We start from the raw sequence: 24,380 nt of genomic DNA, 5'->3' as shown, positions 1-24,380 counted from the left end.
TGAAATTTCTGAGCTTCAGTTATATCGTTAGTCTATTTAGATAAAAATTATTGTGTCAAATAAAATAGGTTTTTGGGCTATTTTTGCCTTAGTGATTAGCAGCCAAATTGGCTCTGGAATTTTTATGCTTCCAATTAGCCTTGCTCCATATGGCATGTACAGCCTTATAAGCTGGGTGATATCAGGGCTTGGTGCTATATCTCTTGCTTTGGTTTTTGCCTTACTCTGCGCAAAATTTCCAGAAACGGGTGGTCCTCACGTTTATGTAAAGCATGCTTTTGGCCCTGCTGCAGCTTTCTTTGTTGGTTGGACGTATTGGGTGATTTCATGGGTTAGCACGACAGCAGTAATCGTTGCAAGTATTGGCTATCTGACTTCGCTTTTTCATGGAGATATTCAAAATATACGCTTATTTTTAGAAATACTATTATTTACGATCATTACACTAATAAATTTAAGAGGTGTCACTGCTGCTGGATGTGTTGAGCTTTTATTGATGACTGTCAAAATTACCGCACTGCTTGCTATACCAGTAACAGCGTTGTTTTTCTTTGATAGGAATAATTTTATCATAAGTGAGGAAATATCAACCCTCACGATGTCTCAAGTCCTTGCTCGCTCTACACTACTCACTCTATGGTGTTTTATTGGAGTTGAATCAGCAACAGCACCTGCAGGATCAGTCAACGATCCAGCCAAGACTATACCAAGAGCCATAGTACTTGGCACAATCTCTGTTGCAGTTATATATTTCATTAATAGCCTTGCAATCATGGGATTGATAAACGGCAATGATCTAGTTAATTCAAAAGCGCCGTATGTTGACGCAATAAAAATTATGTTTCCTGGTAATTGGCATTTGATCATTTCTATTGTTGCTTTTATTGTTTGTGTTGGCAGTTTAAATGCTTGGGTACTAGCTAGTGGACAAGTGGCCCTTGGCCTTGCAGAAGATAAACTGATGCCACAGTTCTTTACTAAAAGAAACAAGCACGGTTCTCCTTTCTGGGGCATAACAATCAGCTCCGTTGGCACTTCAGTTCTACTAATTCTCACTTCAAGTAACAATTTTGCTAAACAGATCACATCAATTATCGACTTTTCTGTAGTTTCATTTTTATTTGTTTACCTTGCATGCAGTCTTGCTTTTCTCAAGGTTATTATAAAGGAGAAAAACTATTACAAATTTTTAATTGGCAGTATAGCAACAACCTTTTGCTGCTGGGTAATATTTGAAACTTCTGTGAATACCTTGCTGATCGCAAGCTTATTCACCGCAAGTGGCATACCCATTTATTTATTTTGGTACTGCAGAGCTCCTGCACAATAAAATAGAGTTTAACGACTTTTCTTATTGTCCACTTGTTCAACATTACCCTTCTCAAGTTTACTATCTACTTCTTTTGCGTGTTCATCATCTACACTAGTCTCATCTTTTATCTTACTGGAGTGACCTGCTTGCGATTTTTCATATGCTTCCATGTTGTCATATATAGGGTTACTGATGATTTCTATTTTTTCAGGTGTGAAAATCCTTGCTAAAAATCTCCCTATTATTGGTATTGATCTTAAGAAATCTCTTAGCTTTGAAGATTCTTGTCTTTTATTTAGGAACTGTTGGTCTATTTTAAGGTTTTTTACACCATATTTTTTATCATCAAAATTTATTGCAGGCTTTCTTTTTTTCGAAAGAACATTTTGAGCCTTTAATCCATTGGTTCTTTCAGGCTCTTGAGGTGTAGACATTGCAGGTTTAACCTTAGTTTCATTGTATTCTTTATTCATCTTTCACTTTATTATGTAATATTACTAATATTGCATAATAATAGCTAAATTACAATTAATTGCAAGGTAAAAATATTAAAACAATTGTAAATTTTGTCAGTAAAAATATAATAGAACTTTAAAGTTAGAGGTTCATCTATATGGGATACAAAATTGCTGTTATTGGAGCAACCGGAAGAGTAGGGCGTGAGGTATTAAGCACGCTTGCTGAGTTTCAAGATGAGGCAATAGATTCTGTTATTGCACTTGCGTCAAAAAAATCAGAAGGGAAGAAGGTGAGTTTCGGTAATGAAGAATTAACTGTCTTGTGCCTTGAGGATTATGACTTCGTTGGAACTAATGTAGCCATTTTCTGTGCTGGATATCATGTTTCTGAAAAGTATGTACCAATTGCAACACAGGCTGGATGCATCGTGATAGATAACAGTTCCCATTTTAGAATGAAAGAAGGTGTGCCACTCATTATTCCGGAGATTAATAAAGAAAAAATTATGGAATATAAAAACCACAACATAATATCCAACCCAAACTGTACTACAATACAGATGCTGCTAGTACTACATCTATTACACCAGAAAGCAAAAATAAAGAGAATCGTTGCTTCAACTTATCAATCAACTTCTGGCGCAGGCAAAGCAGCAATGGATGAGCTCTATGACCAGACAAAAAAAATCTTCATGAATGAGACTAAAAAGCCCGAGATATTCCCCAAGCAAATAGCGTTTAATTGCATTCCCCATGTAGGGAAATTCATGGAGAATGGTTCTACAGAAGAGGAATGGAAAATGCAAGAGGAGACAAAAAAAATTTTAGAGGAAGATATAAAAGTTACTGCAACTTGTGTAAGAGTACCCGTCTTTATCGGTCACGCTATGGCAGTAAATGTAGAATTTGATCAACATATCACTGAAGAACAAGCTCGTGAAGTGCTAAGTGAAGCCGAAGATAGTGGAGTTTTAGTGTACAACAGGCGTAAAGACGGTGAATACATCACTCAAATTGATGTTGTACAGGAGAATGCTGTATATGTATCGCGTATTAGAAGAGACAATACTGTTGAACACGGATTAAATATGTGGATAGTGGCTGATAATCTGCGCAAAGGCGCAGCATTAAATATAGTGCAGATTCTTGAGATTTTGATAAGAGAGTATTAAGTGCATATAGAGTGCACGTACGTTGTAATTCGAAGGAAATTTGTATACCACATGGCAGCGTGTGACGCAAAAACCATGAGAGCTACAAAAACTTCCTTGACACCCTCCGCCAGCCCCCTTATCATGGTATTGAAGGTATTCAGTTATCTTCATTTGTGCAGATTAAACAGCAAGAAAACAACGTAGTTGGCGTCTTATTTTTAATTTTTTGCACTATGTGCACCTTATGTCTTCACAATATTTCTAGGTTTTTACCTACACAAGCTGAAACGCACTTATAAGTCGTTTAAGACAGTATAGTACGCCAATTTGCAGGATTAGAGAGTGACAACTAGCTAACGCGGGGTTTCTTTTGCCTTTTTTTCTGCTTAGTAAATTTCTTAAACATTTTAGCTAAGGTTAGTTGCACTTAAAAGCGGCTAAATTGCAGCGTTTAAGGCTTAAAAAACGCCAATACTGAAAATAGACAATGACTAGGGCTTCTTTTGCCTTTTTTTTCGTTTGGTAAATTTCTTAATATTTGTGGCTAAAAGAGCCCGTGAAGGGTAGTGAAGGGTGTCATCCCAGTACCCCCTTTCTTGTCATTCCAGCGCGTGACGCTGGAATCCAGCTTTTTCATAATCATCGAAACGTTGTATTTTAACATAAAACGGCTACTTTTATACTTAATAAAATTCCTGGATCCCAGTGTCACGCACTGGGATGACATTATAAGGGCACTGGGATGACACCCTCCTGATAGGCTCAAATCATAATGTTCGTACAGCTGTGTGTCTGGGCACTGGAATAATGTCCTCCTTTGTCATCCCAGTGTCAGCTACTGGGATGACAGGAGAAGGTACTAGCCTGACAACCGTCATCCCGCTGCTTGTTAGCGCCGTGGCGGTATGAAGTAGGAAGCTATAGTATATAGAAATTCCAGCATTGTCTACATCTCTACTTTTCCTGGATGAATTCACTTGATTTTTATGTCATATGATGCTAATATATATTATTTGTGAGTTGGGGTATATATGGCTAGGAACTACTATGAAATACTAGAAGTAAATAAAGATGCTACTCCGGAAGAAATAAACAAAGCTTATAAAAAATTAGCACTGAAATATCATCCTGATAAACTCCCACCTAAAAAAAAGAAAGATATCGAGAATTGTCAGAAAAGCGACATGGTGGTGGTATTTTATCTGAGTCCGAATCGAAAGAAATGCAAGATCTTGTAATGCCATTTCTAGAGGTTCAAAAGGCATATGAAGTGTTATCCAACGAGACAAAAAGAAAAAATATGATAAAAGTGGTTGTGAAGAGAAAAATACAGCAAAATCTGATGATTTATTTGCAGATTATATAAGGAAGCAACCATACAACTTTTTGCACCAATCAATTCTTGCAGGTGATCTAGAATCTGTACGCACATTAGTAGAAAAGCTCAGTGTCGATATTAATATTAAGTATGATTACATATATATTGGTATTACTCCGATTAATTATGCAATTAAAGAAGATCATGAGCAAATTGTTGATTATTTGATTAGCAAAGGAGCAAAAGTATCTCTTATTGACGCTTTACGTCTTGCTATCAAATTAAATTCTTATAAAACCGCAGGCTTGCTGTTAGGGAAGTTAGATGTGGACGATATTAATGTGCAAGATAGTGACGGGAATACGATTTTCCATGATTTCTTTAAGTATTTTAATAACCCTAATTCTGATGATTTTGTTCTAAAAAAGACATCATTTAACTTTGATGCTTTTAATTTTGGTCAACCTTCCTCTAAGAAGTCTTCTTCCAAAAATAGTAGTAACCCTAATGTTCAGAAAGATACACAAGATAATAACATCAGTTATAATACAAATCCTCTCCTTCAAGATATGATTAAGCTTCTTGATCAATTCCAGTCCAAAATGAACTCAAAGGAATTTAGGGAAGGTTGTGCAAGAGAGAGTGTAATTATATCTCTTAAGAATGCTGTTTCCTTTTTTCACTCACTTATAGATAAAGGTGTACGTTACGATATTTCAAATAGTGAACACGTAACTTCACTTGATGTGTGTATTGACCGGCTTGTAGATAATCATAGAAAGAGTTTATGGACTGATTACATCTTTCATTATGATCTCGTGGAAAAAGAGAAAGCATACTATTCAATGATGAATGTTTTTGTTGAGAAAGGAATTATAGGATTAAAGGATGCAAACGGTATTCCTATATCACACAAGATTGTAGAGCATGATATTTATCCACTCGTCGGAAATAAAGCAAACATTGACTTAATGGAAGAGGATAGCAGTGGCAAAAACGCATTAGTTAAAGGATGTTGTGATGTTTCTACTATAGAATCTTTAATTGAAAATGGAGTAGATCTAAATACTCCTGATTCTTTAGGGCAAACCTGTCTGCATTACGTTGTTTCAGAATATTGCAACAGCGTTGAGGAGGTAGGTTACAGTTTTCAGCTTGAAGAAGTAAATAAACGTTTTTATCCCAAATTAGAAGCATTAATAAAAGGTGGGGCAAAAATTGATGCTAAGGACAATAATGACAAGTCCCCAATAGACCTATTGGTAGAAAGAGGTAAAAATATGAAGGAAGGTATTACTTGTTCTGCTGAGGAAAAATCTGCTGCTCTTAAAAATTCATTAGAAGTTTTGGGAATAAAACAAGAAGAAGAAAAAACTCCTGAACAGGAGCAGCTTGAAGTTTCAGATCAAAAAATTGGTATTCAAAACAATAATCAACAACCAAGTAAACCAAATGCTGCTGCTCCACGAAGTGAAAAGAGAACTATTATAGCTGCTTCTGTACTGGCAATAGCTGGAGTTGCTTTAGGAATAACTATTGCAGTTTACTTAGAAATGTTGGCGGTTGGAGTAGCGGTTGGAGTTTGTTGTCTTATTGCTGCTGCAATCATATATTGTTGTAATCAGCCTTCAAAGTCACTTGAAAATAGCAAGGTCCAAGGGTTTTCTGGAAACCATGAACAACCTACTCTGTAAAATTCACAAGACCTATTAAAATATTTTTTTACTTTTCATCGTATATTTCTCAACATATTATCTTTAAATACTAAAATAATTAACAATATGGCATTATTAATAGTTGAATCACCTGCGAAAGCAAAGACGATAGGTAAATATTTGAGTAAAGAGTTCAAAGTAGCTGCATCCTTTGGACATGTGAGGGATCTTCCAGCAAAAAACGGCTCTGTTGATCCAGATAATGATTTTGCCATAAAGTATGAGATTATTGAGAAAGCAGAAAAATATGTAAAAGAGCCGGCAAAGCAAGCGAGTAAAACATCACCTTGCAACAGATCCATCCCAGTGTCTGGGCACTGGGATGACATCTTTTTTCTTGACTCTTATATCTCAATGTTCGTACAAACACAAAGGCAGTGCTTGACACTGGGATGACACCTTGACAACCGTCATCCCGCTACGTGTTAGCGGGATCTAGAGATACCGTGACGGTATGACATAGAGTCAGCGTTAGCCATAACACAACACTTTTATACTCACCAACTCAGTATCCAATCTTGGATCCAAGTGCTTGACACTGGGATGACAGAGGGGCTACTTGGATGACATCCTCTTGGATGGAAACCAGTGTCAGCTACTTGGATGACACCCTCATAAAGTGAAATGAGATCCCGCTAACACGTAGCGGGATGACGAGAAAGGGGCTACTCAGATGACAACAAAGGGGCTACTTGAATGACATCCTTCCTGGTGTGCTCAAATAACAATGTTCGTACAAATACGTGCTAGAGTGACACCGTTTACTATGTAACATCTCATCATATCACAATGTTCGTACAGTTGTGGCGGAATGACGTAGAAAAACTGTTAACTTAAATCTATATTGACATGTCCCATTTTACGCTTATCTCTAACCTCTTTTTTCCCATATATGGTTAAACTAGCTTTTTCGTTGCTCAAATACTTATGAGAATCATATATATCGTTACCTATTATATTTTTCGTCATACAAGGAAAGCGTAATACTACTTCCTGCATAGGTAGCCCGCATATTATCCTAACCAGATGTTCAAATTGACTAACGTTACATGCATCCAAGCTCCAGTGGCAAGAATTGTGAGGTCTTGGAGCTAGTTCATTAACTAACAATTCGTTATCTTTAGTAACAAAAAATTCAATAGCCAGAATTCCTATTACATCGAGCGCATTTGCTATTTTCTTTGCAGCTCGTTGTACCTCTTGAGTTAATTTGCTATCTATTTTAGCTGGCACTGTTGAAGTATCAAGTATTCCATCAACGTGGTAATTTTCTGCTATAGGAAAAAAAGCTACTTTACCGTTTTTATCTCTTGCAACGACTATTGAAACCTCTTTCAGTAAATCAACACTTGCTTCAAGAATGTACTCTGTATTCCAATCAAAGGAAGCAAATTGCTTCACTTCAGAATCATTCTCAAGCACATATTGCCCTTTTCCATCGTAACCCATTTCTGTTGTTTTCAGCCTTGTTGGATAGCCAAAAGTTCTACTGCTTTTCAGTAGCTCATTATAATTTTGTATACTTTTGTATTCAGCAGTTTTTATACTCAAGCTTCTAATGAAATCTTTCTCTCTAAGCCTATTTTGCGCAATGTGTAACGCTTTTTTACCCGGATAAAAATTTACATCGATATCAATTGCACTACATGGAATATTTTCAGACTCAATAGTGACCAAATCCACACTCTGTGCAAAAGATTCAAGCGCTTTCTTATCAGAGAAATCTGCTATTGTGAAATCATCAGCAACAGAGCAAGCCGGATCGCCCTTAGCACTGGCAAAAACATGTGTTTTTTGTCCAAGTTTTGTTGCAGCGATAGCAGTCATTTTACCTAATTGTCCACCACCTATTATTCCTATTACTTTTTTGCTAAGCGCATCTGGTTCGTTCATACTATAAATTGATATTTCCTAATTAAAGTATACTTGAAAAATCTATGAAAAAAGTATATAATTAAAATACTATCTTTTTATCATGAATATTCTATAATGATAGAGTACACACTAACTACCAACTTTGTTGAAGTTACAGTTTTACCAATTTATATTGAAGAGCAATCCATTCCTTATGAAAATTGCTATATATGGATGTATAACGTTAAGATAAAAAACAAAAGCCAATCAACTATTCAATTATTAAGTCGTCATTGGCAAATAATAGATTATAAGGGAAAAATAAATGAAATTGGCGGAGTTGGTGTTATCGGAGAACAACCTGTGATAAAATCTGGAGAGGTATTTAAATACACAAGTGGAACATACTTAAATGCACCGTCAGGAATAATGCAGGGTAAGTATGAATTTCTGAATGAAGAAAGCATAAAAATTTTTGAGGTTATGATACCACCCTTTTCTTTGGATAGTCCATACGTCAAAACTAGACCCCACTAACTATCAAAATAGTTTATTTGTAACCGTTCACTGTTAGACTGCATTCTGTGATTTTTAGCAAAACACGATCTTTCATTTGAGCTTTCTTCAATTTAAAATAAATACAGAAAATTGCTGCCTATAGCTAAACTGACTTAGATTTACCGACAATTTGAAAAACCGTCATTCCGCTACTAGTTAGCGCCGCGGCGGTATGACGGTTCGCGGCGGCATGACGATAACCTCGTCATCCCGCTACTTGTTAGCGGGATCTATGCTAAGAGATACCGCGGCAGCATAGCTATAGCTATCTTCAAAAATATGGTTGAATAATTGTTAATAATAGTGTATAATTATTAATATTTTCAAGCATTTTTGCCATGGCTCTTTCAAAATTTCTCGATCCTCGCAATGATTTGTGTTTCAAAAAAATCTTTGGAACGGAAAAAAATAAGAATATCCTGATCCACTTTTTGAACGATATTTTAGGGTTTACTGAGATAAATGCAATACAAGAAGTTGAGTTTCTTAGCACTATTATGGATCCCGAAGTTGCCTCTGATAAACAAAGTATTGTTGATGTTCTCTGCAAGGATTCTCACGGAAATAGATGTATAGCAGAAATGCAGCTCGCTAGAGACAAGGGCTTCGAAAAACGCGCTCAATTATATGCCGCTAAAGCCTACTCAAGACAATTAGATAAATCTGGCAACTACATTGATTTAAAGAAAGTCTTCTTTATTGCTATATCAAATTTTAACTTACTTCCTGAAGAAGTTGGTTATATTTCTACTCACAATATACGTGATATAAAAACTAACGGCCATTACTTAAAAGATTTTCAATTTATCTTTATAGAATTGCCCAAATTTTCAAAAAGTAAAGTAGAGCAGTTAGAAAGTATAGTAGAAAGGTGGTGTTTCTTTTTTAAATACGCAGAAGAAACAACAGAAGAGGACTTAAAAGAGATAGCAGAAAAAGCGCCAATAATAAAGCTAGCATATGATGAATTAGACAAGTTTCGTTGGAACGAAAAAGATTTAGTAGCTTACGAAGAAAGAATAATGGATCTACGGAAAGAAGAAGCCATTCTTGAATACAGACTTGATCTTGCTGAAGAGAAAGGTATACAAAAAGGTATAGAGAAAGGAAAAATTGAAGGGAAAATTGAAGTCGCAAAAGCAATGCTGGCTAATAATGTTGATGTCAACACTATTGTCAAGTTTACTGGCCTTTCTATTAGTGAGATTGAAGAATTAAGTGGAAATCTGTGAACGGTTACGTTTATTTTTTATCCTTATCATCAAGTGTAAATTGAGATTGAAGAATTAAGTGGAAATCTGTGAACGGTTACGTTTATTTTTTATCCTTATCATCAAGTGTAAATAAGGTTATTGTAGAGATTAAGCCTATTATAACTATTATCAACGAAAATGGGGCAGCTTCTCTATAGCGCTCATCGCTTACAAGTTCATATATTCTAGTTGATATAGTTTCAAAACTAAATGGTCTTATAATGAGTGTTGCTGTGAGCTCCTTGATAGTATCCATAAATACGAGCAAAAATCCCGATAATATACTCTTCTTGATGAGAGGGATATGAACATTCAAACATGTGGAAATAGGCCCATGACCCATGGTATATGCAGTCCACTCAATTTCATTTGGTGTTTTTTTGAGCCCTGATTCTACCGCCTTGAAAGATATAGCAAAAAAACGAAATAAATATGAGTAAACTAATGCGCCAATAGTTCCTACCAAGCTAATTTCCACAATATATTGAGTAATGAAAGAAGATATTCTGCTTAAAAATATTATTATGCTAATTGCGATAATTGCATTTGGAATTGCGTAGCCTAAAGAAATGAGACGTGCTACATTATTGATTACCTTACTTTTACGCGCCGTATATCCAATCATTATTGCAATGCTAATTGAGATTAATGCGGTGATAAATGATAAACTAACGCTATTTGCTATTATATTATAGAACCTTGCTTCGTATATGAAAAACCCCTTCTCTATGCTCCAATATATGAGCGGAATCATTGGCAAAATAAAACCTATTAATATCGGCAATACACACATAAGATAAGCAAAGATCAATGGTATAGTGCCACTTACACTCCGTTTGTTGTGATAATCTGCATTAGCGTTGATTGAAGAGTAAGATATTCCTTTTTTTTGTAGTTTCTTTTCGATAGCTATTAGTGTTGCAACGAAAATCAATTCTGCAACTGCTAAAACAGTAGTTGAATATTTATCATGCAGTAAAAACCAGGTGCGATATATTCCTGTCGTAAAAGTATCGATAGCAAGAAACTGTGGTGTGCCGAAATCCGTAATTACCTCCATTAGTACCAAGGACAACCCAGCTATAATTGATGGACGTATGGAAGGTATGATGACAGAAAACAGGCTCTGTAATGAGGAGAACCCAAGTGTTGACGCAATAGTGACTGAGTTACTAACATTCTTTAGACTTGAGCGGACTAGCATATAAACGTATGGATATAAACTAAATCCCATTACTAATATTCCACCACCTAGGGATTTTATTTCAGGAAACCAATAGTCACCTTTGCTCCAGTCTAAAATGTCTCTTAATGAGCTCTGCACCGGACCTGAAAATTCTAGTGTATTTACATAGACGAACGCTACTATATATCCAGGAATCGATATCGGAAAGAACAAAGCAATCTCAAAAATTTTACTTCCAGGAAATGAAAAAAATGTGGTGAGCCATGCTGGAATCACTCCAAATATGAAGGATATCCCCCCCACTCCTATCATCAAAATTAGCGTACTCAGTATATATTCAGGGAAAAGTGTGCTGATTACCCATCCAGAATTTGCTGATTCTGTAAATAGAATCGATATTAACGATAGTATAGGACAGACGAATAATATACTTACTAAAAATAAGAATATATTTTTAAATACTCTCAAAAACATTAATTTGGATCTATATTTGATATTAAAATGTTATATGTAAAAACTGAAGATATCCAGTAATTAACAGCCGTACTATTGAATATCTTTATAATTTTGTATATCATATTTTTAGTTGATAAGTGAATAATCATGAGCTTCGTCATTGCAACTTTCTATCACTTTGTAGAACTCTCTAATTATTATGACATGAAAGACGAAATAAAAACTGCATGCGACAACATTGAATTAAAGGGTACTATACTCCTTGCAGAAGAGGGTATTAATGCAACCGTATCTGGTGAAAGAAACGCGATTGATAAAATATTCGATTTTCTACGTTCTGATTATAGGCTAAGGGACCTTACATGGAAAGAGAGTGCAGCAGAATATCAACCATTTAGCAAGATGAAGGTAAAATTAAAAAGAGAGATTGTGAATCTTGGTGTAGGCAATCTTGATATTTCCCTTAAGGGTAAATATGTTGATCCAGAGCATTGGGATGATTTTACTTCTCAACCTGACGTTTTAGTAATAGATACACGAAATGAGTATGAAGTGAAATTAGGCAAGTTTAAAAATGCAATCAATCCACATACTCAGCGTTTTCGCGATTTTCCTGAGTGGGCAAAGTCTTTCTCTGAGAGTAAAGACCTGAAAGTAGCTATGTACTGCACTGGTGGGATTAGATGCGAAAAATCAACAGCGTACATGAAAAATCTTGGATTTAACAATGTATACCACCTGAAAGGCGGCATTCTTTCTTACCTTGAAAAAACTTATAATAAAAATGGTAATTGGGAAGGTGAGTGTTTTGTTTTTGATGATAGAATTACTGTTGATAACTCACTTACTCCAAGCAACACAATAAAATGTATATTCTGCTCAAATCAAGTTTCAACGGACAAGCTGAAGTCAGTTCCACGTGGCCAAGTGGTTTGTTCTGATTGTAAACTTCAGTGTTATAGCTATAATAAGTAAGATCTCTCTACGTCATACCGCCGCAGTATCTCAGCCGCTAACAAGCAGCGGGATGACGAGGTCTTGAAATAGTCTTGTGTTAGCTATAGAAGAAAGCCCCTGTGCTAGTATTTAATACAGATCTTCAATAACTCTTGTGAGGTTGCATATTTTTAACTTCAGTGTTTTCAAGATATGTATTCACAGCATAACCCACCCCAGCTCCGAGTAACGCGCCAACCACAGCAGATGCAATAAACACTTCAACAGAGACGCCAACAGGAGTTAAAGCAGCAGCTCCTAAACAATATGCTGCAACTAAACCAATAACTAAACCAACTGCTTTGCCATAATACTTATAGTGTTTGCCACTACTTTTAAGTTTTTCTTGCGAGTTTGATACCTGATTTACATTTCCACTTTTATTGCTAGTATTGCATCTTTCTAAATCATTCTCTAAATCATCTTTTAAACCACTTTCTAAATAACTTCCCAAACTATTTTTTAAATCATCTTTTAAATCATTGGCTAACTCTTCTTCATGCAATCTTCTATTATTACAATACCTCGTTCTAGTAATTCTTCTTCATATTCATCGTTAATACTGTTCCTACCAAGATTAAGCACTTTGATCTCCATTTTTTGTTTAATAAAGTCTCATAACTCGGTTGTATCTACGTTATCCAACTCATGTAAATCTAAAGTTTTACCTCGGATATATCTATTAAATTCTATTGCCATTCTTCCTAAGCATTGTCAAATATATTTCAATTTTACCTAATATTTCAACAAAAGTCTACTTTTTATTCTTAATCAACTCTAAAGCCTTCTTCAAATCTATGCTTTCAATATCTGCATTCTTACCCAAAGCAACGTTTGTTCTATCGCATTTTATATAGAACCCGTACCTGCCTTTGCAGATAAAGATTTCTTTTCCTTTTTCATTAACCCCGAGAGATTTTAACTCTTTGCGTGGACTGTTTGCAATAATTTGTACAGCTTCGCTCAATTCTGTATTCAGCACCTCTTTAGAGCTTTTTTTAAGAGAAAAATATCTACCATCATAAAAAATATAGTACCCAAATCGTCCAAGGCCTATTTTTATTTCCTTTCCGGTCTCAGGGTGTTCTCCGATTACTTTTGGCAAGGAAAGTAACTGAGTAGCGGTATTCAGATCAATATCATTAACATTTAGATCCTTTGGTATGGAAACTGTTTTTTTCTTTTTGGACTCACTATTAAACTCAAGGTAAAGCCCAAAAGGACCTTTTTTAATTACTACCTCTTGGCCTGTTATATCATCTACACCTAAACTTTTTGGATATTCTAAATTGTCATTACTACCTGTAATTTCTTTTGTATGGTTGCATTCAGGATAGTTAGAGCATCCAAGGAACACTCCTGCTCGCCCAAAGTTCAATTTTAATATACCATCAGAGCAAGCAGGGCATTTCTTACCTATTTCTTCTTTTCCTTCCTCTGAACAAAACCAATTAACTACCAAATCGTGAATGCCGCTGAAAACTTCATCATGTGTCATTTGCTTGACAGAATTTACATGACAAAAAAATGGCACCCAAAAGTGGCTCAATTCTTTTTTCCAATCTGCATGTCCATTTGAGATTAAATCAAGCTTTTCTTCCATTTGTGCTGTGAAATCATACTCTACACAACGCTGAAAAAAAGTTTCTAAAAATATGGTAACGATCTTACCACGACTGCTTGGAATAAATCTTTTATTATCCAGTGTAACATACTCACGATCCTGCAATACCGAAATAATTGTCGCATAAGTTGATGGACGGCCTATACCGATTTCCTCCATTTTTTTAACGATACTTGCTTCACTATAACGAGGTGGCGGTTGAGTGAAATGCTGTTTTGGCTCAACTGAAATCAGCTTACACGCTTCCCCTTCCTTCATGGCAGGTAGCAGGCCTTCATTTTCGGCTTCCATGTTATCTTGATAGACTTTATAAAAACCATCAAAGAATATACTTGATCCACTTGCTCGCAGAATCACTTTCTGATCAGTAGAACTAATTTCAACTACCACTTGATCAAGAATCGCCGATTCCATTTGACTTGCAATGGTTCTTTTCCAGATTAAATCGTACAATTTAAATTGCTCTGGCGTTAAGTAATCCTTAATACTACCCGGCGTTCTATTGATATCAGTTGGACGAATTGCTTCATGTGCTTCTTGAGCATTTTTGACCTTTTTTACATATTTACGAGGAGACTGTGGTAAATATTTATCACCATATAACGACTTAATTGACCCTCTAATTGAGTTTATAGCCTCATCTGCAATATGAAACCCATCTGTACGCATGTAAGTTATCAACCCTACAGTTTCACCACCAATATCGATACCTTCATATAAATTTTGCGCTATGCGCATAACATTTTTCACATTAAAATACAGCTTATTCACTGCATCTTGCTGTAGAGTAGAGGTAATAAATGGAGGAAGCGGATTTCTCTTAACTTGCTTGCGTTCTACTGTGCTTACAGCATATTGCCTTGATTCAATCTCCCTGACTAAGTTCTTTGCTTCTTCTTCATTTTTAATATCAAATTTTTCTAGCTTCTTATTGTCATAGTAACTCAGCATAGCAAAAAAAGCCTCATCTTTGCTATTTTGCATTTCTGCCTTTATGCTCCAATACTCCTGTGTTATAAACTTACTGATTTCATCTTCTCGTTCGCATATAAGCTTTAATGCAACAGATTGAACTCGCCCCGCAGATTTGCTTCCCGACAATTTTGTCCACAGCAGCGGTGACAAGCTAAATCCAACTAGATAATCCAAAGCTCTGCGTGTTTGCTGTGCGCGCACTAAGTCCATATTAATTTCACGTGGATTCTTTATTGCTTCTTGAACTGCTCTCTTTGTTATCTCATTAAAGACTACTCTATAAATGTTGTTTTCATTACTGATTGCTTTCTTTTCTTTTAATGTCTCTATCACATGCCAAGCCATTGCTTCCCCTTCTCTGTCTGGGTCTGTTGCAAGATATATATCTGATGCTTTACTCGCTGCTTTTACTAACTCTTTTATATACTTTTCTGCTTTTTCAATGGTTTCATACTTTATAGCAAAATCATTATCCGGATCGACAGAACCGTTTTTTGCTGGAAGATCCCTCACATGTCCAAAGGATGCAGCTACTTTGAACTCTTTACTTAAATATTTGCCTATTGTCTTTGCTTTCGCAGGTGATTCAACTATTAATAATGCCATGTTGTTAATTATTTTAGTATTTAAAGATAATATGTTGAGAAATATACGATGAAAAGTAAAAAAATATTTTAATAGGTCTTGTGAATTTTACAGAGTAGGTTGTTCATGGTTTCCAGAAAACCCTTGGACCTTGCTATTTTCAAGTGAATTTGAAGGTCTATTACAATAGTATATGATTGCAGCAGCAACCAGACAACAAGCTCCAACTGCTATTCCCACTGCTATAGCTAACCCAAGAAAGGTTTACCTGAAGGATAGAATAGGTTATAATGGCATATTAAAGAGATGAAAAATGCCAAGCCCATATAGTGAAGACCTCAGAGAACGAGTTCTCAAAGCAGTTGATGAAAAAACAATGACGATAAAAAGAATTAGTGAAATATTTAAACTGAATATAAAAACAATATATTTATAGAGGAAAAGGAAAAAAGAAACAGGAAACATAAAGCCATCTTCAGGCTATCAAAAGGTGACTGAGCCTCACCGGTGGCAGAATCTGGATCACGAGGTCTTCTTCCTACACTCCATGTAAGAGCAGAAAGTGCCTCAAAGAAGTACCAACCTGCCACCTATCCACTCTGAGAAGTTATTATCTTCTCTTGCTTTCAACCAAGCAATACTTATTCATATCATCTGAGTAAGGTCAGTTTGTAAAACTTAATTTGTACGCTTCCTAGTAATTCTGATATAGTTACTTTAGTTAAAGTCTATAAAAGTTTATAAATGGCAACCTTAAGTGTAAGAGAAGCTTTATGCACAGCGATCAGAGAAGAAATGCAAAACGACCCTGACGTGTTGATCATCGGTGAAGAAGTTGCAGAGTATGATGGTGCCTATAAAGTAACAAAAGGATTACTGAAAGAGTTTGGAGAAAATAGAGTGGTTGATACGCCTATTACCGAACATGGATTTGCTGGCCTTGCTGTTGGAGCAGCATTCGCTGGATTAAAGCCAATTGTCGAATTTATGACTTTTAATTTTTCTATGCAGGCTATCGACCAAATCGTGAATTCTGCAGCAAAAACAAATTATATGTCAGGTGGACAACTTGGATGCCCCATAGTATTTCGTGGGCCAAATGGTGCTGCAGCAAGAGTTGCTGCACAACACTCTCAATGCTTTGCATCTTGGTATTCGCATATACCGGGATTAAAAGTGATAGCACCTTACTTTGCCTCCGATTGCAGAGGTCTGCTTAAAGCTGCAATTCGTGACCTGAGTCCGGTAATATTTCTAGAAAACGAAATAGCTTACGGACATGAACATGAACTTTCTGACTCTGAGCTGTCAAATAAAGATTATCTACTTGAGATAGGCAAGGCTGCTGTTATACGGGAAGGAAAGGATGTAACTATCACTGCTTTCTCACTGAAATTAATGGATGCTTTAAACGCAGCAGATTTACTTTCAGGTGAAGGTATAGAAGCTGAAGTTATTGACCTCAGAACCTTAAGACCACTTGACACTCAAACTGTTATTAACTCTATTCAGAAGACTAATAGGTTAGTTAGTGTAGAAGAAGGATGGCCATTTGCAGGAATAGGAGCAGAGCTGTCAGCCGTTGTTATGGAACAAGGATTTGACTACCTTGATGCTCCAGTTATGCGCGTAACTGGCAAGGACATCCCCTTACCTTACGCTGCAAACCTAGAAAAAAAAGCATTACCGCAAGTGGAAGATATAGTTGAAGCCGTGCATCAGGTCTGCTTTAGAAAAAAATAACCCTATTGGTTCTTTTTTGTGTCTCCTGTTCCACATTGGTCCATCAAGGAAGTATTTCCAGTGCTGCCTATACCACCCATTACTTTTGTCACAATAGTTTTAGCACCGAAAAATACAGCACAAAATATACCGAGTGCAAAAAGAGCTGGCCATGGCATCCTACCAAATATCGCAAGCAAAGCTGCACCTATTATCACTACGGTCATAAGCGGTCCGCCTATTCCCCAAACGTAGCCAATAATATTACATATTACTTGAGCAGTTGTATCAGCATTAGTGTCAGCGGCAGCACTCCCAACATGAGAAAAAGAAATAAATAATACTATAAAAAGAATATTAAAAACTTTCCTAGGGTTCATCCCTATACCTTAAATTTAGATATTGCAATTATACCTAAAATACTATAATTTTTAGTAAAGCTAGCATAAAGATTGAATAACAAACGGTGCCACAAAAGTAGTTGACACACAACTGCACGAACATTGTAATATGGTACAACGTTACAACGATGTCATGAAAGTAGCTGACACATAACTGTACGAACATTGAGATATAAGAGTAATTGTACCAAGAAAAAAGATGTCATCCGAGTAGCTTGACTACTTGGATCCAGGAAACTTAACTTTAAATAAGTGGCTGCATAATAAAGACTAGATTCCAGCGTCACGCGCTGGAATGACACCATTTTCGGTCTCTTAAATTGCTTTAGCTACAAACATTAAGAAATTTACCAAACGAAAAAAAGGCAAAAGAAGCCCCGTGGTGTGAGTTTTGACTCTATATTACTGTAAGTGGCGCTGTAATAATGTGCTAACGCTTAAAATAAGCGCGATTTGGCTGAATGTAGAAAAAATAAAAAAGACATGCAGCCGCTATAATTTTATGTAATCCGCCAAAAAATACCCTAAGTTTTTTACTGAATTTTGTCATTGAACCTGCGCAGATCAAAAACAAGTTTTGAGTCAGAAATACCCTTAATGTCATGATAAGGGGGCTGGCGGAGTTTGTCAAGGAAGTTTTTTCGTTTCTAACGGTTGTTGCCAAAAACTATACAAGAAGTCTTTTAAGATCAATCACTTATCTTCAAAGCTTGAATAAAAGCATTCTGTGGAATATTTACGTTCCCTATAGAATGTAACCTTTTTTTACCCTTCTTTTGCTTTTCAAGTAGTTTCATTCTTCGCGTTACATCTCCACCATAGAGTTTAGCTGTTACATCTTTTCTATATGGATTAATCGTTTCTCTGGCAATAATTTTCCCGCCCACTGCCGCTTGAATCGCGATTTTATATTGCTGACGTGGTATTAGATCCTTCAAGCGTGCGCATATTTCACGCCCCCTTTTTTCTGCTCTGCTTTTGTGAGCGATACAAGCCAGTGCATCTACGGGCTCTCCATTAATTAAAAAGCTTAATTTATCTATTTGGCTTACCAGATAGCTGGAAATTTCCCAATCCAAACTTGCATACCCCTTGGAAATTGATTTTAATCGATCATAAAAGTCAAAAACAACTTCAGACAGTGGTAACTTATATCTTAACAATGCTGTTGTTGTGTTACCAATGTAAGATAAATCTTCCTGTTCTCCCCTCCTCTCTTCACATAATGATAGAATCTCACCTAAATATTGGTCAGGGACCATTATAGTTGCAGTAATCCACGGCTCTTCTACCATTTCAATCTTTGTTGGATCTGGCATGTCACTAGGATTATGAATGCTCAGAACTTCACCACCTTGCGTTGTAACCTTATATATAACACTCGGTGCAGTTGCTGTTAGATCTAAATCAAATTCTCTCTCGAGCCTTTCTTGAATAACTTCAAGATGCAACATTCCCAAAAAACCACAACGAAATCCATAGCCTAGCGCATTTGAAGTTTCTGCTTCAAAAGTAAAACTTGCATCATTCAAATGTAATTTTTCCAGTGCTTCTCTTAAATATTTAAAGTCGTCCGTTTTATTAGGAAAAATACTACAAAATACCACAGGGTGCACTTCTTTAAAACCAGGCAATGCCTCGCTGCACGGTCTTTTCTCTTCAGTAATAGTGTCTCCCACTCTACAGTCTGCAACTTCCTTCATTGAAGCAGTGATAAAACCAACTTCACCTGCTGAGAGTTCACCTGTCATTACTTTTTTAGGAGTAAAAATACCGATATTGTCCAATTGGTATGTAGAGTTATTAGACATCATAACAATCTTCATACCCTTTTTTAGCACTCCATTTTTAATTCGTACTAAAATTACTACTCCCAAATAAGTGTCATACCAACTATCAACTAAAATTGCCTGTAGTGGAGCATTCACATCACCTTGAGGAGCTGGAAGTTTTGTCACTATAGCTTCTAATACATCCCTTATTCCAAGACCAGTCTTGGCTGATATTAAAACTGACTCACTTGCGTCAATGCCAATTACTTCCTCAACCTGGAGTTTTACCTTTTCTGGATCTGCAGCAGGGAGATCAACTTTATTGAGTACAACTATTATTTCATGATTGTTGTCAATTGCCTTGTATACATTTGCAAGAGTCTGAGCTTCAACACCTTGACTGCTATCTACCACTAAAAGTGAGCCTTCACACGCTGCTAAACTTCGACTTACTTCATACGAAAAGTCAACATGACCTGGGGTGTCCATGAGATTTAGGCAATATTGATTACCGTCGTTTGCCGTATAATTGAGTTTTACCGTCTGTGCTTTAATTGTAATGCCACGTTCACGCTCTATATCCATTGAATCGAGTATTTGATTGATCATTTCTCTTGCTTCAAGGCCGTTACATTTCTCTATTAAACGGTCAGCAAGCGTTGACTTACCGTGGTCTATATGCGCTATTATTGCAAAATTCCTTATGTTGTTCATTTATGGCCTACTATACTTAATTAGTAAAACTATTTTACATTTTAAGTGTTGTGAGGGCAATTATTTATTAAGAGACTATTTACTCCTTCAACATAGACGACACTTTTTTCGAGCAGGAAATCACTTTATTAACCATATAGTTTTCATGATTGTTATCTATTTTAGGCAACTCATACAGATAATTCACCATCATTCCAGCCGACTGACTAATACCCTTTTCAGAAGTATCCGCCATCCAGTTTAATTGTTTTATTGATGCGCCATTGCTTAAATGAAAATGTGCCACCGGATCATAAGCATTTCCATTACTATTATTCACTTTTAGTAAATAATATGTACACAGTTTAAGCATGCATTGTTTAGTTTCATTTGTACATTCAACGTTAGTTTTTAATTGCTCTGCACTTTCTAAAATTTCTGCACTAGATTGTTTTATATTTAGTTTGCCCAATAAAGTGACATCTTGATTTAGATTGTTTTTTAGCCATTTCGTAAAGCCAGGTATTGGAGAAAGAGTTGCGTATGTTTTTATACTTTTAAACTCTTGCGATAGCTTTTCTACAACCCTTTTGATCAAAAAATTACCAAGGCTGATTCCAGATAACCCTGCTTGAGTATTTGATATTGAGTAGAATATAGCAGTGCTTGCACTACTTGGATCACTTGAAGGTACTGATTCATCTAAAAGGTGTTGAATGCTATCTGCAATATTATTCACCAATGCAACCTCTACAAAAATTAGAGGTTCGTTTGGTATTTTGTAATGAAAGAAAGCAAAACAGAGACGATCAGAATCTAGTCTGTTTTTTAAGTCATCCCAAGAGGAAATTTTATGCACAGCTTCATATTTTATAAGTTTTTCTAGCAATGATGCAGGTGAATCCCAGGTGATTTGACGAAGATCGAGTAGATCAACATCAACCCAAGTATAGAGTATATTTTTTAATTCATTCTCTAGTGGATTCAAGCTTCTATATTGGTTCTTTAGCTTAAGCACATCAGAACGCATATCAACAATAAACTTGAGGCCTTCTGGTAGAGAAATAAATTGCTTCAATATTTTAGAACGCGGTGATTCAAGAATTTTTATTAAATCCTGTTCAAATTTATAGTTTAACTCGGGATCTTGATTTTCCTTGTACTCTTTTATTTTCTCATCTATTTCTTCTTTATGTAGACTAAATTTTTCTGCCAGGGTTTGCAGAAATTTTATTTTACCTTTCTCTGATAAGCTTAAGTACAAATTACCAAGAGATACAGCATTCTTACGTGCTGAAACCTCCCCTCCCTTTGGATTTAAGCACTCGTTCATCTTCAAGACTAAACTATCGATATCGCGACTGTTGCTTAAATCAGGACCGATGTTACCAATCCACGATCTTACAGCATCTGCCACTTCACCTAGTATTTTAAAAAAGCTTCTTACCGCTTTTTTGTCTTCAACTTTCACTATATCAGTTTTTACCAATGATTCTTTTGTCATAGATTTCCTTTATTATACATGGCTAATGCAAGTCAGGTTTCCCTACGTCATACCGCCGCGGTATCTCTAGATCCCGCTAACAAGCAGCGTGATGACGAATTTGTCGTTTGTCAAATCGTCGGTAAACCCAAGTTATTTTAGCTACATATAGCTTAAGTTAAAGGAAAATTTTAGCTACATAGCAGGCACTATTACTGAATTATTAATAATTCAGTAATACAATAGACTTCTTGCACTACCTCCCAAGCCACAACTGTCATTCAGTAGAAACAAAAAACTTCCTTGACAAACTCCGCCAGCCCCCTTATTATGAAAATAAGGGTATTCATGACTCAAAACTTGTTTTTGACCTGCAGGCTCAATGACAAAATTCAGTAAAAAACTTAGGGTATTTTTTGGCGGATTACATAAAATTATAGCGGCTGCATGTCTTTTTTATTTTTTCTACATTCAGCCAAATCGCGCTTATTTTAAGCGTTAGCACATTATTACAGCGCCACTTACAGTAATATAGAGTCAAAACTCGCTACTCGGGGCTTCTTTTGCCTTTTTTTTCGTTTGGTAAATTTCTTAATATTTGTAGCTGAACGACAACCGTCATCCCTGTAAAGGTCAAGTATCCCGCTACGTGTTAGCGGATGAGATACCGCGAATGAATCGCGGTATGACGGTCTGCGGCGGAATGACGGTTCGCGGCGGTATGACGGTTAAGCAATTCGTCATCCCGCTGCTTGTTAGCGGGATCTAGAGATACCGCGGCGGTATGACGTAGGACTGCTGTCATTCAAGTAGCTGACACTGGAATGACACGTCATAAAGGAACCAGTGTCAGCTACTTGGATGATACCTTTTTTCTACTTAGTTTGGGTTATGCAAGAAGTCTATTTACTTCTTAACTTGACGCACATGATGTCTTGCAGCATCATCTACTGCTTCTAAATAAACCATCGCCAAACATATACCACTGTGTACTTCTATAGATAACTTATTGCCTAAACTTCGATTAAAGCAAGAATTCTTTCCTGGAAAAGCAAGGTTGCTAAGATGCAGTTCCCATTTTAATCCTTTGGTTGATATTTGAGCTCTCGGTATACCAAGTAAAGATATTTTAGTATCTTTCGGCAAAGAAAAATGGGTAATACTTTTTTGTAGGATGTAACCTACCATGGGAGGTGAAGGTGTGTAAAAGATACTGCCCGTACTTAGAAAAATGTTAATATTCTGTAGTATTTGATCAATTGCTCCTCCAGTAATACCCGTTACTATTGATGGCAATAACTTTACTGTTTTTAAGTGAGCCATTGCTTTAGAAAAGTCGCAATAATCTTGATCAGGTAGATATATCGTATTCAAATTAGCACGTAAATCCGGATTTACGCTATCCAAATCTCCTACTACAAGATCAGGTTTTACGCCAATTGATAGAAGCTTGTTTGCTCCTCCATCTACAGCAATAATAGGTATATCTCGTTTAAAAAACGATGAGCTCGGTATTTCTCCATTTAGCACTACAATAGAACGATATTGTTGTTGTGTACTGCAGTGCAGCACATGATCATGGTGCAGGTTTTGCATCGTAGTAACATTTTTGAATAATTGATATTATGCTAATCACTAATCCAGCAATATTGCTAAGCACCACAAAAATTGAGCTCTGGTAAAGACCATAGCCAATCCAAGACAATGAACAAATAAGATAGTTTACTAACATTAGCATCGATATATCACGAGTAACTTTAGTGATATATGCTTTATATACTTGAGGTGATAATCCAATTAGAGATGCAATTAACGCAATGAAGCCGAAGCATTCTTCAATATTTATATACATACATTTTCCTACGCTTGCTTTAACAATATCAGGTTCAAAGGGTTGTACTTTATGTACTCTCAGCTTTTCTAGAGCACCCCTAATGCGTGTAATTTATAACATCATTTAGTCTATTAATCAAGAAATTAATAGTGACTTGCATTCATGAAACCCAATCGGCTTCTATGCTAATTATTATCCAAACTAATCGTCGGTTGTGCATCTTGCTCAGAGATTAGGGCAACCAACAAATTATTTATCAATTGAACCTTTTGCTTGCCATCTAATTGTAAGCTTTTGTTTTTTTCAAAATGAGCTATTACTTCCTCGACAATTCCTATTGCATTTTGCACTATATGCCTTCTTGCCGAAGTGATAGCATGTGCTTGTTGACGCCTTAACATTGCTTGTGCAATCTCGGACGAATACGCCAAATGCGATATTCTTGCTTCTGTAATCTCAATTCCTGCAATATCTAATCTTTGTTGTAACATTGACCGCAATTCATCTGAAATTTTATCAGAATTTTTACGTAAAGATTCCTCATCGCTTTCGCTATCATACGGATAATTGCTTGCTAATTCTCTTATTACTGAGTCACTTTGTACAAAAACAAATTCGTGATAGTTGTTAACATTATAATACGCCTTTGCAGGGCTGTTTACTCTCCAAACAATTACTGCAGAAATCTCTATTGGACTTCCATTTGCATCATTCACTTTTATTTTTTCTGTGTTGATATTTTGAAATTTTAGGGAAACTATATATTTGCTTGAAAAGGGAAGCGTTACACATATTCCAGACTTAAAATAAGTTCCAATATAATGACCAAAAAACTCTATCACTCTTGCTTCATTAGGGTCATTAATAAAAAATCCTTGAAGAAAAGTCAAAATTGAAACAGCAGCAACTCCAAGCGCAATTGTGCTGTCATATGCAAAAAAAAGCAGCGATAAAATTAATCCTAGCGCTATTAGTACAGGAAAAAACCGGAGTTGACTTAAATTTCTATCGTTTATCGTATTCTTATCCAT

The 24,380-nt window shown here is 36.0% G+C and carries 19 protein-coding genes, 2 pseudogenes and 1 riboswitch; of the genes and pseudogenes, 10 read left to right on the top strand and 11 right to left on the bottom strand.

Annotated elements, in window-relative coordinates; translation table 11 throughout:
* Positions 1-52: 52 nt before the first annotated feature.
* A complete protein-coding gene (locus ABWU50_RS01485) occupies positions 53-1,330 on the top strand; it encodes an APC family permease (protein WP_353276046.1) in 1,278 nt (425 codons plus the stop codon).
* Between the two features lie 8 nt (positions 1,331-1,338).
* Here the strand turns inward: ABWU50_RS01485 and ABWU50_RS01480 are convergent, their stop codons facing one another.
* Entirely contained in the window at positions 1,339-1,785 is a 447-nt protein-coding gene (locus ABWU50_RS01480; RefSeq protein ID WP_253307368.1) for a hypothetical protein, read from the bottom strand.
* A 140-nt stretch (positions 1,786-1,925) separates the two neighbouring features.
* Between ABWU50_RS01480 and ABWU50_RS01475 the strand changes: the two genes are divergently transcribed.
* The 4 genes and pseudogenes from ABWU50_RS01475 to ABWU50_RS01460 all read left to right on the top strand — a co-directional run.
* Positions 1,926-2,942, top strand: coding sequence for an aspartate-semialdehyde dehydrogenase (locus tag ABWU50_RS01475; protein ID WP_353276045.1), 1,017 nt, complete (start codon positions 1,926-1,928; stop codon positions 2,940-2,942).
* 1,013 nt (positions 2,943-3,955) lie between these two features.
* Positions 3,956-4,075 (top strand): annotated as a pseudogene (locus ABWU50_RS06835) (DnaJ domain-containing protein); the annotation flags it as partial.
* Between the two features lie 235 nt (positions 4,076-4,310).
* Complete coding sequence (locus ABWU50_RS01465; RefSeq protein WP_353276042.1) at positions 4,311-5,936, top strand: ankyrin repeat domain-containing protein; 1,626 nt, start codon at positions 4,311-4,313, stop codon at positions 5,934-5,936.
* Positions 5,937-6,023: 87 nt separating this feature from the next.
* Positions 6,024-6,236 (top strand): annotated as a pseudogene (locus ABWU50_RS01460) (toprim domain-containing protein); the annotation flags it as partial.
* Between the two features lie 549 nt (positions 6,237-6,785).
* Here the strand turns inward: ABWU50_RS01460 and ABWU50_RS01455 are convergent.
* On the bottom strand, positions 6,786-7,850 hold the full coding sequence (locus ABWU50_RS01455; protein WP_353276041.1) for a 5-(carboxyamino)imidazole ribonucleotide synthase: 1,065 nt from the start codon (positions 7,848-7,850) through the stop codon (positions 6,786-6,788).
* 96 nt (positions 7,851-7,946) lie between these two features.
* On the opposite strand from ABWU50_RS01455, the gene apaG reads away from it, so the two are divergent.
* Complete coding sequence (gene apaG / locus ABWU50_RS01450; protein ID WP_353276039.1) at positions 7,947-8,348, top strand: Co2+/Mg2+ efflux protein ApaG; 402 nt, start codon at positions 7,947-7,949, stop codon at positions 8,346-8,348.
* A 359-nt stretch (positions 8,349-8,707) separates the two neighbouring features.
* Positions 8,708-9,601: an Rpn family recombination-promoting nuclease/putative transposase gene (locus ABWU50_RS01445; protein WP_353275402.1), complete on the top strand. Its 894-nt coding sequence runs from the start codon at positions 8,708-8,710 to the stop codon at positions 9,599-9,601.
* An 82-nt stretch (positions 9,602-9,683) separates the two neighbouring features.
* On the opposite strand, the gene ABWU50_RS01440 is transcribed toward ABWU50_RS01445, so the two are convergent.
* Positions 9,684-11,282 (bottom strand): ABC transporter permease, encoded by a 1,599-nt coding sequence (locus ABWU50_RS01440; RefSeq protein WP_353276038.1) that lies wholly within the window; start codon positions 11,280-11,282, stop codon positions 9,684-9,686.
* Between the two features lie 129 nt (positions 11,283-11,411).
* Here ABWU50_RS01440 and ABWU50_RS01435 point away from each other — a divergent pair, with 129 nt between their 5' ends.
* On the top strand, positions 11,412-12,239 hold the full coding sequence (locus ABWU50_RS01435; RefSeq protein ID WP_265017441.1) for a rhodanese-related sulfurtransferase: 828 nt from the start codon (positions 11,412-11,414) through the stop codon (positions 12,237-12,239).
* Positions 12,240-12,363: 124 nt separating this feature from the next.
* Here ABWU50_RS01435 and ABWU50_RS01430 read toward each other — a convergent pair whose 3' ends face one another.
* Together ABWU50_RS01430 and topA are read right to left on the bottom strand one after the other, a co-directional pair.
* Positions 12,364-12,765 (bottom strand): hypothetical protein, encoded by a 402-nt coding sequence (locus ABWU50_RS01430; protein ID WP_353276037.1) that lies wholly within the window; start codon positions 12,763-12,765, stop codon positions 12,364-12,366.
* A 249-nt stretch (positions 12,766-13,014) separates the two neighbouring features.
* On the bottom strand, positions 13,015-15,465 hold the full coding sequence (gene topA / locus ABWU50_RS01425) for a type I DNA topoisomerase (RefSeq protein WP_353276035.1): 2,451 nt from the start codon (positions 15,463-15,465) through the stop codon (positions 13,015-13,017).
* 292 nt (positions 15,466-15,757) lie between these two features.
* On the opposite strand from topA, the gene ABWU50_RS01420 reads away from it, so the two are divergent.
* Together ABWU50_RS01420 and ABWU50_RS01415 are read left to right on the top strand one after the other, a co-directional pair.
* Complete coding sequence (locus ABWU50_RS01420; RefSeq protein WP_264687946.1) at positions 15,758-15,880, top strand: hypothetical protein; 123 nt, start codon at positions 15,758-15,760, stop codon at positions 15,878-15,880.
* A gap of 308 nt (positions 15,881-16,188) precedes the next feature.
* Positions 16,189-17,187: a pyruvate dehydrogenase complex E1 component subunit beta gene (locus ABWU50_RS01415; protein WP_264731652.1), complete on the top strand. Its 999-nt coding sequence runs from the start codon at positions 16,189-16,191 to the stop codon at positions 17,185-17,187.
* A gap of 2 nt (positions 17,188-17,189) precedes the next feature.
* Here ABWU50_RS01415 and ABWU50_RS01410 read toward each other — a convergent pair whose 3' ends face one another.
* From ABWU50_RS01410 to ABWU50_RS01385, 6 genes are all read right to left on the bottom strand, one after another.
* Positions 17,190-17,546, bottom strand: a complete 357-nt coding sequence (locus ABWU50_RS01410; protein WP_264731653.1) for a TrbC/VirB2 family protein — start codon at positions 17,544-17,546, stop codon at positions 17,190-17,192.
* A gap of 710 nt (positions 17,547-18,256) precedes the next feature.
* The gene (gene lepA / locus ABWU50_RS01405) at positions 18,257-20,053 is read right to left on the bottom strand and encodes a translation elongation factor 4 (RefSeq protein ID WP_353276034.1); all 1,797 of its coding nucleotides are present in this window, start codon (positions 20,051-20,053) and stop codon (positions 18,257-18,259) included.
* Positions 20,054-20,132: 79 nt separating this feature from the next.
* Positions 20,133-21,536, bottom strand: a complete 1,404-nt coding sequence (locus ABWU50_RS01400; RefSeq protein WP_353276032.1) for a malonyl-CoA decarboxylase — start codon at positions 21,534-21,536, stop codon at positions 20,133-20,135.
* 885 nt (positions 21,537-22,421) lie between these two features.
* Complete coding sequence (locus ABWU50_RS01395; protein ID WP_353276030.1) at positions 22,422-23,111, bottom strand: thiamine diphosphokinase; 690 nt, start codon at positions 23,109-23,111, stop codon at positions 22,422-22,424.
* Complete coding sequence (locus ABWU50_RS01390) at positions 23,092-23,367, bottom strand: SemiSWEET family sugar transporter (protein WP_353276029.1); 276 nt, start codon at positions 23,365-23,367, stop codon at positions 23,092-23,094. The genes ABWU50_RS01395 and ABWU50_RS01390 overlap by 20 nt, the downstream gene beginning before the upstream one ends.
* A riboswitch (TPP riboswitch) is annotated at positions 23,356-23,458 on the bottom strand. Its footprint overlaps the gene before it by 12 nt.
* Positions 23,459-23,534: 76 nt before the next feature.
* Entirely contained in the window at positions 23,535-24,380 is an 846-nt protein-coding gene (locus ABWU50_RS01385) for an SPFH domain-containing protein (protein ID WP_264688468.1), read from the bottom strand.

The organism is Wolbachia endosymbiont (group A) of Pipizella viduata (assembly GCF_964028555.1).
GTDB lineage: Bacteria > Pseudomonadota > Alphaproteobacteria > Rickettsiales > Anaplasmataceae > Wolbachia.
Note: the sequence above shows the minus strand (reverse complement) of the source record. Positions and strands in the feature narration are given on the sequence as shown.